At 59.6% G+C, this 13,109-nt stretch carries 12 protein-coding genes; 1 reads left to right on the top strand and 11 read right to left on the bottom strand.

The annotated features are described in order from the left end of the window. Window positions 1–73: 73 nt before the first annotated feature. The 8 genes from CI603_RS02100 to CI603_RS02065 form a co-directional block, all read right to left on the bottom strand. Entirely contained in the window at window positions 74–898 is an 825-nt protein-coding gene (locus tag CI603_RS02100) for an ABC transporter permease (protein WP_121912855.1), read from the bottom strand. A 1-nt stretch (window position 899) separates the two neighbouring features. Then, window positions 900–1,757 carry a hypothetical protein gene (locus CI603_RS02095; RefSeq protein WP_121912854.1) on the bottom strand — a complete coding sequence of 286 codons (858 nt, stop codon included), beginning with the start codon at window positions 1,755–1,757 and terminating at the stop codon, window positions 900–902. Continuing rightward, window positions 1,754–2,449, bottom strand: coding sequence for a lantibiotic protection ABC transporter ATP-binding protein (locus CI603_RS02090; protein WP_121912853.1), 696 nt, complete (start codon window positions 2,447–2,449; stop codon window positions 1,754–1,756). The genes CI603_RS02095 and CI603_RS02090 overlap by 4 nt, the downstream gene beginning before the upstream one ends. Before the next feature lie 205 nt (window positions 2,450–2,654). After that, the gene (locus CI603_RS02085; RefSeq protein WP_147438266.1) at window positions 2,655–3,419 is read right to left on the bottom strand and encodes a hypothetical protein; all 765 of its coding nucleotides are present in this window, start codon (window positions 3,417–3,419) and stop codon (window positions 2,655–2,657) included. A gap of 2 nt (window positions 3,420–3,421) precedes the next feature. Beyond that, window positions 3,422–4,201, bottom strand: coding sequence for a multidrug ABC transporter permease (locus CI603_RS02080; RefSeq protein WP_147438265.1), 780 nt, complete (start codon window positions 4,199–4,201; stop codon window positions 3,422–3,424). Continuing rightward, window positions 4,198–5,301 carry an ABC transporter ATP-binding protein gene (locus CI603_RS02075; protein ID WP_220702248.1) on the bottom strand — a complete coding sequence of 368 codons (1,104 nt, stop codon included), beginning with the start codon at window positions 5,299–5,301 and terminating at the stop codon, window positions 4,198–4,200. Before CI603_RS02075 ends, CI603_RS02080 begins: the two co-directional genes overlap by 4 nt. A 402-nt stretch (window positions 5,302–5,703) precedes the next feature. Next, on the bottom strand, window positions 5,704–6,927 hold the full coding sequence (locus CI603_RS02070; RefSeq protein ID WP_121912850.1) for an MFS transporter: 1,224 nt from the start codon (window positions 6,925–6,927) through the stop codon (window positions 5,704–5,706). 14 nt (window positions 6,928–6,941) lie between these two features. Beyond that, on the bottom strand, window positions 6,942–8,540 hold the full coding sequence (locus tag CI603_RS02065; protein WP_121912849.1) for a glycoside hydrolase family 31 protein: 1,599 nt from the start codon (window positions 8,538–8,540) through the stop codon (window positions 6,942–6,944). A gap of 224 nt (window positions 8,541–8,764) precedes the next feature. Here CI603_RS02065 and CI603_RS02060 point away from each other — a divergent pair, with 224 nt between their 5' ends. Continuing rightward, window positions 8,765–9,631: an AraC family transcriptional regulator gene (locus CI603_RS02060; protein WP_183122205.1), complete on the top strand. Its 867-nt coding sequence runs from the start codon at window positions 8,765–8,767 to the stop codon at window positions 9,629–9,631. 261 nt (window positions 9,632–9,892) lie between these two features. Here CI603_RS02060 and CI603_RS02055 read toward each other — a convergent pair whose 3' ends face one another. The 3 genes from CI603_RS02055 to CI603_RS02045 all read right to left on the bottom strand — a co-directional run bounded on the left by CI603_RS02055 (window position 9,893) and on the right by CI603_RS02045 (window position 13,061). After that, complete coding sequence (locus CI603_RS02055) at window positions 9,893–10,804, bottom strand: carbohydrate ABC transporter permease (RefSeq protein WP_259465453.1); 912 nt, start codon at window positions 10,802–10,804, stop codon at window positions 9,893–9,895. Beyond that, window positions 10,804–11,682, bottom strand: a complete 879-nt coding sequence (locus CI603_RS02050) for a carbohydrate ABC transporter permease (protein WP_110425937.1) — start codon at window positions 11,680–11,682, stop codon at window positions 10,804–10,806. Before CI603_RS02050 ends, CI603_RS02055 begins: the two co-directional genes overlap by 1 nt. A gap of 71 nt (window positions 11,683–11,753) precedes the next feature. After that, window positions 11,754–13,061 carry an ABC transporter substrate-binding protein gene (locus CI603_RS02045; protein ID WP_121912847.1) on the bottom strand — a complete coding sequence of 436 codons (1,308 nt, stop codon included), beginning with the start codon at window positions 13,059–13,061 and terminating at the stop codon, window positions 11,754–11,756. Between the last annotated feature and the right edge of the window lie 48 nt (window positions 13,062–13,109).

Genomic DNA, 13,109 nt, shown 5'->3' with positions numbered 1-13,109 from the left:
TGGGCCAGGATTCTTGCAAGCTTGATTTCCTGCAGGACGGATTTCTCACGGACCGGATGCCCTGTAATCCAGTCTAATCGCTGACCTTGCGCCGATCCTCGAACCTGCCGATCCAGAGCAGGAGGGCCAGGCCCAGGGTCAGGGTGAGGACCAGACAGGGGACCAGATTATCCACAGCCGTCACGCCGATTGAAGCACGCAGACCTTTCCCTTCCGGCATGGTCAAGGCCAGCGCCTGCTCAATCCCCAGGGAGCCGAACCTGGTAGGCCAGGTAAAGGGTATCCACTGGCTGATCCCGGGAGTGCTGGCGGCACCGGAAAGGGTACGGCTGTACAGGCCGTTGAAGAGGCCACCGAGGGAACTGATGGATACTCCGGTACCGAGGACACCAATGGCGATGGTCGCGTTCCGGCCGAAGCTCAGGGCCAGGGCAATGGAGAAAAGGTAGAGGCATAGGGAGCCACCGGCCATGCCCAGGGTGGCGAGCGCGACGGCCGGGATTGGTGCGCCCAGTCCGCCAGCCAGAACCATGGGCAGGCAGAATGCCAGAGCCGCCAGGGCCAGAGCCAGCAGACCCAGAAGCCAGAGCACCAGGACCTTGGCTGCCAGACCCAGACGGCGGCTGGGAATCCCCAGAAGGTTGGCCATGTCGCCGGCCTCACGCTCAGTCTCGATGTTTATGGCAACTACGATGGCAGCCATTAGGGGCATGAAAGCGCCTAGGACCTGAAAGAAGGCATCGGTCTCCAACCCGGGATCATAGGGGGCTGCGGCGAAGTAGGCACCGCAGACGAGTCCTGCCGCCAGTCCGCAGACGACATGGATGGCAATAAGCACAGATCCGTGCAATCGCACGATTTCCGAGGCTACGACACGGCCAACTGTCATCCCAGTCATGTCAGTCGGTCTCCTTTCGTGAGAACCAGATTCCTGTCAGGATGGACAGGAGCAGGAACCAGACCAGACAGGCCACCAAGGCCATCAGACTCTGCCCGCCGAAGACAGACAGTGCAGCCTTGATCGGACTGTTGTCTTCGGTCTCCAGCGGCACGCCATCAGGCATGACCTTCATGAAAGGCACCGGCAGGTTGATCATGGCAGCGGGCGGCAGGAAGGGCCAGAGCCGTTGGTTCCCCCAGAAGGTGATCGAGGCCAGCAAGTCCACCATGTAAGGCAGGCCGAATCCGACCAGAACGCCGAACCGGGCGGTCAGCGCCAGTCCCGTCGGTATCATCCAGGAGCATGCTAGGACCAGCATCAGGGCGCTGACTACGAAATCAACTATGGAGGGGCCCTGGACCCTGGAGACGGCGACCATGACTGCCGAAAGACCCAGAGCCAGCAAGGTAGCAAGGCCGACTAGAAGCAGACAGTAGACGATCTTGGCCCACCAGACCAGAACGGGCGCTGCAGGCAGAGACAGGGTGGTCCTCCACCGTTGCTTTCCGTCGATGTTGGCCACGGCAACGCTTATCAGAGCAGTCATGGCCGGAAGGAGCAGAACATACCAGTAGTTGACCCAGGAGGGCATCCAGATGTGCAGTCCGAACGCGAAGCAAGCCACGATGACAATGAGCACCAGAGGGAAGGCCAAAGCCATCCGCCTAGGTGCAGCCGATCTGCCCTTCATGATCTCCGCCGCCAGAATTCTGCCGAAGGGGATGCCTCCTCCCCGCGTTCTAGCCTTTGTCACGGCTCGAGCGTCTGAAGTAGCCATATCCTGCTGGATGAGTTCGTTGAGGTTCCTCTCGTTCATCGCGACCTCCTGAGCACATCCATGAAGAGCCCTTCCAGGTCCTCCCCGGCGTGCAGTTCATTCTCGTAGGCCAGGCGGCCGTCGGCAATGATGCCGATGTGATCCGCCAGGATCGACACCTCGGAGAGGATATGGCTGGAGACAATTACGCTCATCCCCTGCTGCGGGAAACTGCGGATCATCCCCCTCAGCTCCTCGATCCCCAGCGGGTCCAGCCCGTTGGTGGGCTCGTCCAGGATCAGCAGACGAGGGTTGGTCAGAATGGCGTTGGCTATCCCCAGGCGCTGCTTCATGCCCAGGGAAAACTGTCCGGCCTTCTTGGAGCCTGTATCGCTCAGTCCGGCAATGGAGAGCGCCTGGTCAATCCGCTCATCGGGCAGGCCAAAGAGGGTTGTGCGCACCTTGAGGTTCTGGCGGGCCGTCAGGTTGGGATAGACGGGCGGCTGCTCGATCAGGGCGCCGATGTCGTAGAGGTCCCGGCGCGACCAGGGGTGCCCGTCCAGAATCATCGATCCGCCAGTGGGGTGCAACATGCCTGTAACCATCTTCAGTGTGGTGGACTTGCCGGCCCCGTTTGGGCCCAGGAGCCCGTAGACTCCGCCCTCAGGAACATGCAGGGACACCTGGTCGACGGCCCGCTGTCCGTGGCCGAAGACCTTGGTCAGCCCCTCGGTCCGCAATATGTAACGCATGGTCAGCTCCTATTCGTTTCCTTGTGGCAGGAGCCAGACTAAAGACCGAAAATAAAGAAAGATAAAGGAGCCGAAACGGATTCTCACGCCGACATAATGTCTTGCTAGACGAACACCTGAGACAGGAGGAGGGGTGCATGCACGCGCACAGCCCCTCCTACCTTCCACATCCGTTCACGGGACATTCAATAGCCGCTAGCTTCAATCACAGCCGCATGTAGGCCCCTGACCGTATTCTGCGCAGGGCCGCTACAGAGGCCGCTAGACCGATGGCTATCTCCACCAACCCCCTGATGACCTCGGCAAGGAGGACCGCCGTCGAAGATAGGCCATAATCTCCCACGGCCTGGACCGTGACCCCCAAGGGGAGGATGGTTGCGAACCGACGAAGTGGGACCGGGTAGGCTTCAGCGGGCACGACCACACCCACAGCCACCGGGAGTAGGACAGTAACCGCATTCAGCGGGGCGAAGGAATCCGCAGTCAACAGGCCAAGGCCACCCACAAGGAGTCCCAAGGCCAAACCTGCAAATAGGGCGGTGGGCAGGAGGCTCAGGGCCCGGAGAAAATCGGACGGGCTGTGTCCGACATTCAGGACCAGGGTTCCGGCCAGGGCGACCAGCCCTGTGAACGAAGCAGCCACCACACCCGGAAGACCCAGGCCAATCCAGTAGGCCAGGTCCATCGGACGGCGTATCAGGACCTGCGATATGATTCCCTCCTCCCTGTCCATGGTCATACCGCTTGCCATGACAGTCGCCACCTGGCAGGCTGCAGTCACCAGACCACCGGCGTATCCGATGCGAGCCAGGGCCGGGGAATTCAGGCTCCCTCCGAGCATGAGCTGGCAGGCCACGTCCAGAATGGGGACAACGACCAGGGATACCAGAAGGGCCAGGGGCCGGCCAGCAGGCATGGAAGAGCGCCAGCTGACATTGACGACGGTGAGCATCCTATGAACCCAACTCATGGTCAGATCACCTCGATTGTGCCGTCACGCCGGACTCTGGCCTCGGAAATGCTGGCAAGGCGGGCGGCCAGGCTGATCCACAGGAGTAGGGCCACCAGCCAGCAGGCCAGGTCCCACCAAAGGATGGAAACCCCTGGATCGGATGCAATGCCACCTGCCTTCATGATGGACAGGGCAGGCCGGGTGGGGATCAGATTCTTCAACCCCTCCCCCAGGTCAATCGTTCTCGTCGGACCCTCGAAAACTCCTGACAGGGCCATACAGGGGACAAGGACCAGGCCTTCATAGGCCGTAGCATAAGGGGTCATGACGAAGAGACAGGCCACAGCCAGGGCCATGACCAGGGCCCCCAGCCAAATCAGGGGCACCCCCAGGACCAGAACCGGCCAATGCTCCCCCAGCTCGGTCGGCAGGAGGGCACCCGGCCCTGGAATCAACCAGGCCACACCGGCTAGAGGAAAAGCCAGCAGGCCAAAGGTGGCGGTTGAAGAGATCAGGGCAAGGATGGCAGGCCGGGGGCCAGACCTGCTGACCATGAGATGAGCCAAGGTCCCTTTGCGCCGTTCGAAACCAATCAGACCTGCGGCGGAGGTGCAGGAGGTCCACAGGCCCATGACGGCCGAACGGAGAAACCCCTCGTAGGGATCGGATCCCCAGGCCCTGACTCCCAACCGTTGGACCAGGCAGGCTGAGAGGGTGGCTACCAGGAGGATCTCAATGAAGTAGGTGGTTCTGGTGTATTCGCGCAGTTGGAAGGCGGCCTCCCTGAGCATCCTCATCATAGATCCGCCTCCGCGCCTGGGCGGGCGGCCAGGGCCAGGAAAGCGTCCTCCAGACCTGCGGGCCTGAACAGGAGGTCCGCCGGGCAGTCGAGAGATCGGTCCGCGAAGAACCGGGCCATTTCTCGTCCGAGACGGGTCGGCTCTGCACCGGCAGGCCCCGATCCCTCCTCCGAGGCTCGCTTCCAGAGGATGGATACCATCCAGTTGGGGCCTGATGGCCGTGTGAGGACCACGCCGCGCCGGCCGACCCAGCCAATCAGGATACCGGGGTCGGCCAACTGGTCCGGCCTTAAGGTGAAGGAAGCCACCCAGCCCACGTCGGCGAACCGCCGGACGACCTCCAGAGATCCATTGACCAGGATTCTGCCCGAGTCGATGACCGCTATGCGGTCGGCCAGTTCCTCCACCTCCTCCATGCCATGGCTGGTCAGGAGGATGCCTACCCCCGAATCCGCCACCGAACGGATCAGGCTGCGGATTCGCAGGGCCACGCCCGGGTCCAGGCCACCAGTTGGTTCGTCCAGGAGGAGGAGTCTTGGGGAGCCTAAGAGACTCCTTGCTATGTGGAGGCGCTGGGTCTGACCCCGCGAGAGCTCATATACTGCATGGCGCTCCTTACCGTTCAGACCCACCTCCTCCAGGACACGGCCGATTTCGCTGTCCCTCCGCCGGTAGGGCACATCGGCCAAGTCGGCGAAAAAGCGCATATTGGCCATTACCGTGGCCCTGGGGTAGAAACCCCTGTCCCCACCGAGCACCAGCCCCAATCTCTTCCGGGCCTGGCTCGGATCGGCAAGGGCATCCACCCCGTCCACGCTCACCTCGCCACGAGTAGGGGTTAGAAGTGTGGAAGCGATTTTGACCAGGGTGGTCTTGCCGGCCCCGTTCAGACCGACCAAGGCCTGTATCTTTCCCCGGTCCACCTTCAGGCTGATGTCCGATAGGACTGTGTGAGGCCCCTCCCTCCGCCTACTTCGCCTTCCGGCGAAGGACCGCCAGACGTGTGAGAGGGCCAGGGCCGGACTGTCATCGCCTCCGGCCTGCGGATACCTGCAGCTTTCATGTCTCCTTATGTTGGAATGCTTGATGAAATCAATCAAAATTAGATGCCGTTTCCGTGCTCTGTGTCTACAAATCCATGCGCACCCAGACCGTGATCGAAATCAGGATCGAACCAATGCGGTCCGGAGTACCACGAGAGACGCCTCATAGGGGCGCCAGACCGGGCATAACGGAATCGCCGCCCCTATGGGCGGCTTGAACCAGCGGGCCTACAAAGCCTAAAGGGCTTCAGAAGACCCTGCCCGGGATCAGCTTCTCGCAAAGGAAGCCGGCAGTCATATGACTTCACCATCCACTGATAACAAAAATCGCAGGGGCCAGGACTACAAAGGCCCATCCCCATGCATGTATGCGGGCCCCCGCAGGGACCTGTTTGTCACTATACACCGGGCCGGGGTACCAGTTCCCCGGCCGATGATGACGATTGCGGATGACCGCCTTTATGCATCACGTCCAGTCGGGACCCGTTTGACCCCCTGTATCCGGATGGCCATCAGCAGGGCGAAGACGGTCACGGCCAGAGAGAAGCATCCGTAGGCAATCAGGACATTCTGATCGGAACCGACAAGGGCCGAGACCCACTGAAGGACGTAGGGGGCCATGAAGCCGCCCAGATTGCAGCCCACCAGGACGAAGGATGTGGCCAACGTGACGGAGTTTGCATCGGCCAGTTCGCTGGCCCTGTTGTTGCAGTAGGTACCGATGTAGACCATGGAGACGGCCACCACCAGGACGGTTGCCAGACCGGTCATGATGATGTTATCGGAAAAGGCCGCCAGAATCTGACCCAAACCCATCAGCAGTGTGCCCAGGGCCAGAATGTAATGTCCTAGGTACTTGTAGACAGCCCCGAAGAGGAATCCTGCAATCATCCCGACTATGGTGGCGATACTCTGGCAGTTGCTCACCTCGGTGGCGGAGGCATACCCGGCATCGGTCACGATGGTGGGGATGCGGACAGTGAAACCGGCCTGGATGCAGACGTAAACCATGGACAACAGGGCCAGACCTATGACACCGGGACTCACCTTCTGCCCGGCCATGACCCCCTTGACTGGCTGGTCCTGCTTGACCTCAGGCACAAAGATCCAGAATACGATCAGGATGGGGAAGGCGGCCAGGTAGACCAGGAATGACCAATGCCAATTGATGTTCAACAGGAGGCCCGCCAGGAAGGTCATGACTGCACTGCCTATGGATTGAAAGGCGTTCTGGAAGCCCAAGGCGGTGGCCTTCTCGTTGCCCGAGAAGAAATGGGACAGGAGGCTGACGGCCAGGGAGTTGAACAGCCCGAAACCTGCACCCAGGACCAGACGGGAGGCCAGAATGACCGGGTAGCTGGTCACAAAAGCCGGCAGGGCGCCCCCGACACCGACCAGGAGCAGACCGATGCCAACGGTCCGCTTGGCCCCTATATGCTGGGCTATCCACCCGCTGAGGAGGACCATGACGACCACCGAGATGGTGGGAACGGTGGCCAGGGTCTCAATCTGGGCCAGGGAACGGTCCGGCATGGACTTCTGCATGGCGGGCAGGACGGCCGAGATGGCATATGCCGAGGTCAGCACAAGGGATATGGACAGGAGGGAGTATTTGAGCGCCGGCCCCGCTTTTACAGCACCGCCCTTGTCAGTCTTATCCTCGCTTGTTTTTTCATCACTCATTGCGGATCATCCCCTCAGTCGATTCTCCGGTAGGCAGGCAGGGTGGCCAGCGTCACTGGAACATCGCGGGTGACCGGTCCATCCACCACAGTCGATTCATCCTGGAGAGACTGCCAACGCCCTTCGGGGAAATAGACTCTCTTACTGGTTGCACCCTTCTCGATCACTGGGGCCGACAGAATCCTGTCGCCGAGCATGAACTGGGTCTTCAGGCAGTCCACAGGGGCCTGCGGAAAGTCATAAGCCATGCTCCTGGTGATGGGCTCACCGGTCTGGCTGGCCTTCCTGGCCAGGTCGACGATCGTCTGCGAAAGTTCCACATGGAGGTGGGCCGCCTCCTGGCAGAGAGCCAGGTGTTCCTTGTCCAGCACCCTCCAAGGTGCCACGGAGAACTGCATCATGGCCATGAGGGCGGCGCACTGGGCCGAGCGGACAATCAGTTCCTGGTCCAGCGTCTTGGTCCCCAGGAAGCTGCGATACTCACCGCCGCCGATCATGTCGGGGCAGTTGTAGTAGTAGCCCAAGAGGCCCTGGGTTATGGTATCGGGAATCAGCTCGGACAAGCCGTCCTTGCCCCACTCGAAAATCTTGTCCTGAAGACGATTCACCAAGGGCAGACCACCATTCTTGTAATTGACCCGGTACTCGTTGTAATCGAACTCAGTGCCGAAGCGTCCCCAGAGCTGGGCCTCCTCCTGCCTGGTAAGCCGCATGAGCGAAGCATCGTCGTCATGGTAATACTTGAAGTCCCCGGCATCGAACTTGAATCCATCCACGCCGGTCTGGCTACGCAGGTCTTGCAATCCTTCCTTCAGCCAGGCATATGTTTCGGGATTGGACATGTCCAGAATCGCCCCGTAGCCGTTCCACCACTGACGTATGACAGGCTCGCCATCCCGATCAAAGATGAGCATGTGCCGGTCACGCAGCTCGTGGTACTCCACGGTGTCAGGGGTCACGAATGGACAGACCCATACCATGACCTTGAAGCCCATATCATGGAGTTTCTCGACCATGCCCTTTGGGTCAGGGAACTTTCTGGGCGAGAACTGCCAACGACCGTAGTAGTCTCCCCAGAAATCATCGATCATGATGATTCCCGGAGGGAAGCCGTTATCTACTATCCCATTGGCGTACTTCATCACGTCGCGCTGATTCTGCTTGTATATCAGCTCGATCCAAGTGTTCCACTGGGGCATACGGAAGAACTCCTCAGGGGGCATCTGCCCAAGGGTGAAGGTCTGCCTGGCCAGATTCTGCTGGGCGTCACGCAGGTTGGCACCTGAAGCGTCCACATGCACCGTCCCCCGTGTGATCATCACCATGGTGTCCCCCTGGACCTTGAGGTCGAAGGGCTCCTCGCTCCACAAGGCCCGTCCGTGGGTGGAGACGAAGGCCGGAGAGACCTGGTTTGGGCTGTCCAGATCGATCAGGTCCAGCCTGTAATCGTCACTTGCAGTGAAGGGATAACGCGACCCGTCCATGACGCAGCCTCCGTACCAGTACTCCCCGTCTTCAATCTTGAGGGAGCATGGGGCCGTGAGCCCGCTCCTCAGGTCTTGGACCAGCGAACCGTCATGGTCGGCACTACCTTCCCCATTTTCTGCTTTCATTTGTTCTGTCAGCTCCATCGCCGACGCCACCTTTCTCGAACAGTCCCCCATAAGCCCGGTCGACCGGGCATTATCGGCGAAAACGCCGCTGAGGAACCCACCTACAATGTATGGCATGATGCCGGTGCCGACGACCTGCAGGTTGGCGACGGATGTTTGGCTGTCTTGGCCTTTTGTGCACAGTTGCAAGGTCGATAACGGAACCGGTTCGGAAGGGGTTCGCCGTGGAAAAAGAGACACTGGTCCGCCTGCCCGATCTTGGCTGGCGGGACCTCAGACCCCTCTTCACGGGACGGTCAGCCTGCTACGGGGGTCATTCCTACGGACCGGGGGCCAGACCCTACCACCTGGTCCACTTCATCGTATCGGGGTCCGGCATCCTGCGGATGAAGGAAACCACTTTCCACCTGCACGCCCACCAGGCATTCATCATCGCACCGAACGAGCTTGTTTACTACCAGGCCGATTTCGACGACCCCTGGACCTATGAGTGGATCGCCTTCGATGGCACCAGGGCCGCCGATCTGATGTCCCAGCTGGGGTTCACCTTCCCCATGATCGTCTCCACGCTGACCCAGTCAGAATTCACAGATGTCGACGGACAGTTAACTCTGATGAGACAACGAAATCACAAAAGCGCCTTCGACAACCTCCAGGACCAGTCCGCCCTTTTCGCTATCCTTTCCACCCTGGCGCAGTCGGTACGGCAGACCAGAGAACCCCTGGCTTCCAAGGACGGGGGAAGGGCGGGGTCTTATGTGGACCAGGCAATCTCATTGATAGGACAAAAGTACAATTCCGACCTGTCAGTAGAGGGGCTGGCGGCAGATATCGGCATTGACCGCTCCTACCTGTCGACTATTTTCAAACGACAGACGGGTCTGACCGTCAAGGACTACCTGACCAGCTTTCGCATTTCCCGTAGCCAGGAAATCCTCTTCACCACGGACTGTCCGGTGACCCAGGTGGCCAGAATGAGCGGGTACAACAGCGTCTCTTATTTTTCCAAGGCCTTCAAGCGGCAGATGGGCATGTCCCCCAACCAATACCGTAGGTGGAGGCGGTCACGCTTGGCCAGAGGTGGAACCTGAACGTCAGGAATCCGCCCGAGGCTCTATAGACGGTTGTGGTCATGCCGAAGCAGCAGAAAACAGAACAATTGAACCGCTTTTCACGGGCTGGCTCGCACGGCGTCAAACACCGGCAGACATCCCATCGTCATGATCGGCCCGCCACACCACCTGTATCCATCGTCTCGATTTTGGGCCGTAAGAGACTGGCCCGAAACCAGGTGCAGGAAACAGGCGGTGCGTCCGTCAGGGGCGGGAGGATCCGCGATGGGGAATTCTTGCTCAGCCCTTGACAGCCCCTGAGGTCACGCCCTCAACCACATACCGCTGGAGGAAGACGTACAGAACCAGAATGGGGAGCATGGCCAGGAGGAGGGCCGCCATAACCAGACCGATGTCTGTGGAATAGGTTCCGTAGAAGACCTGTGTGGCTATGGGGATGGTATAAAGCTCCTTGCGGCCCAGCACCAGGGAGGGCAGGAGGTAGTCGTTCCAGAAAGCCATAGCTTCGATAATCGTCACCGTGGCAACCGTGGGCTTCAGGAGGGGAAAGACGATCCGCCAGAAGGTCCTCCACTTGCCGCAGCCGTCGATTTCGGCCGCTTCCTCCAGCTCCATAGGGATGTTGGTCTTGATGGCCCCGTGGAACATGAAGGTGGCCAGGGAGACCGAGAAGCCCACATGCATGAGGATCAGGGTGATCCGGCTGTTGAGCACATGGAGTATCCCGCCGTAGACCGAAACCAAGGGAACCATGATCACCTGGAAGGGGATGACCATGGAAGCCACCATCAGGGTGAAGAGGATGGCCCCCGCCTTCCAGGTGGGGTTGCGGACGATTACATAGGCCGCCATGGCCGACAGAAGGACAGTCAGGATCGTGGCGCAGATGGTCACGAAGAGGGAGTTGCCCAGGACCGTCCAGAAGTCCATCTTTTCCATGGCCTCAGGGAAGTTCTGAAGGGTGAACCCGTGACGGCCGATCAGAGCCAGAGGCTTGGAGGTGATGTCCGCCTTGGTCTTAAAGACGTTGATGACCACCAGAAGGAAGGGGGCCAGGAAAGCGAAGAGGAGAACGATCAGAACCAGCCAGACCAGGCCATGCCCGATCCTGGTGCCCATGCCCGTCTTGGGCCTGCGAGGTTCCTCCCCCTGGATGGCCCCTGCCTGCATCTGTTTTGTTGCTGCACTCATCAAGCGTCCACCTCGCCCTTCTTACCGAAATAGACCTGGAGGAGGCCGATGACCGCACACACTACGAACAGGAGGAGGGCTTCGGACTGGCCCACCCCGTAGTTCTTGTACACGAAGGCCTTGTTGTATACGTGCATGGCCGCCATGACCGAGGAGTTGAATGGTTCACCCTTGGTCAGCGAGAGGTTGAGGTCGTAGACCATGAAACACCGGGTCGTGCTCAGGAAGATGCATTGGACAAATGATGACCTCATGAGGGGTATGGTCACCTTCACCATGGCCTGAGCCTTGGAGCAGCCATCAATCTCCGCTGCCTCCTTTAGACTCTGATCCACACTCATGAACCCGGCCACATAAATCAGCATCATGTAACCCGCATATTGCCAGACCGAGACCAGGATCAGGCAGAACATGGCCCCGTTGGGCGTGGACAGGAGGGAGGATGTCGTATGGGATGTGACGGCTTCCCCGATGGCTACGAAGGCCCGATTGAAGACGAACTTCCAGACATATCCCAGCACGATTCCACCGATCAGGTTGGGAATGAAGAAGGCTGCCCTGAAGAAGTTCTGCCCCTTGATCCCACTGGTCACCAGGTAGGCCAGGAGGAAGGCGACAACATTGACCAAGATGACTGAGATTACCGAATAGATGACGGTTCTGCCCATGGCCTGCCAGTAGGCAGTGTCAGCAAAGGCCTGACGGTAGTTGGACAAGCCCACGAAGGGCTTGTGGTTGGATATCCCGTCCCAGTTGGTCAGAGTCAGGTAGAGGCCGTAAATGAAGGGGACGATCACCACGGCACAGAAGAGGATGGCGGCAGGGCCCGCAAACATGAGGAACTGCCCCACCTTGTATGAGAGTTTGCTTCTTTTCATGATTATCAGGCTTGCCCCGGCCGGGCGGGGGCGGCAGAGGGTCGGTCCCCGCCCGGCTGTGTAGTGGACAGTTACTTTCCGGCCTCGTAGATCTTGGCCGACTTCCAGTAGTTCTGAATGTCCTTGGCCAGGGAAGCCCTGTCCTCCTGACCAGCCAGGTATTTCTGGAAGTTGGCTCCCAGGACGGAGAAGTGGTCATCGGGCAGATGGTTATAGTTGGGGATCAGCTTGTCGGCATCGGCGTACTTCTTCACCGACTTGCCCAAGGGATCCTTGACCTCCAGCTTATTGTTGGCGAAGGGAGAGATCAGGGAGCAGTCATTGACGATGAAGGACTGACCGTCCTTGTCGTAGACCAGCCAGTTGAGGAAGTCCTCGGCCGCCTTGCGCTGCTTGTCGGAGGTTTTATCAGAGGAGTCGATGAAGAGGAACTTGGAGCCGCCGCCGACCAGCTTCTCGTTACTGCCGTCCTTGGTGTCCTGGGGGACGGGCATCTCCCCCATGTTCTCGGTGTAGTCATAGTCCTTGATGACGGACCAGTCCCAGTTGCCGCCGAACATGAAGGCGATCTTCCCTTCGGCCAGGTTCTGCTCGGTCACCTCGCGCTCGGCCGAGATGGCGTTGTCCTTGGCGTAGTTATTATCTTTGAGCACGTCGAAGGTGTCCATGAGGGAGGTGAATTTGGCGTCCTTGTCGAGGTCGACCCCGCCCTCGTGCAGGCTCTTGATGAAAGCATCAGGATCCTCATGCTCCTCATAGACCTGGGTCAGATAATGGGCCACCAGGGACCAGTCCTCTTTGATGACACCGGTGGGGTGCTCCATCCCTCCGGCCTGAAGTTCCTTGATCAAGCCCTTGAAGGCCGAGAGGGTCTTGTAGTCCTCAGGCTTGAACTCCTTGCCCGTGGCCTTCTTGATGGCATCGGCGTTGTAGAGCAGGCCCCTGGCCTCGATGCTGACCGGGAAACCGTAAACCTTGTTGTCAATCTTCAGTACGTACTTGGTGTCCTTGACCCACTTCTGGTCGCTCAGGTCGATCGCGTGTTCCTTGGCCAGCGAGTATACATCCTTGGGATCCACCATGGAGATGGTGTAAGGATCGTTGGAGGCGTACTTGGTGGACAGATGGGCCACCACGGCATCGGTGGAGGAGTAGACCTCGACATCTACGCCCTTCTTCTGTGAGTACTCCTTGGCCATCTTCTCCATCTGGGACTGAATCTCCGACTTGGAGTTGAATATGGTGATTTTGGTGCCCGATGACCCCGAACTGGAGTTGGAACCCGATCCGCAGGCCCCCAGCATGCCAACTGACAGGAGTGTTGCCAATACAATCGCACCCGCCCGCTTCACTGCGGGGCTCTTCTTGAAGATTCTCATCGTTGCCGCCTTTCTGCCTTCTACGGCTGAGCCGCATTGCCCGAGACC

Source organism: Bifidobacterium sp. wkB338 (genome assembly GCF_003688325.1).
In the GTDB taxonomy this organism is placed as follows: Bacteria; Actinomycetota; Actinomycetes; order Actinomycetales; family Bifidobacteriaceae; genus Bombiscardovia; species Bombiscardovia polysaccharolytica.
Note: the sequence above shows the minus strand (reverse complement) of the source record. Positions and strands in the feature narration are given on the sequence as shown.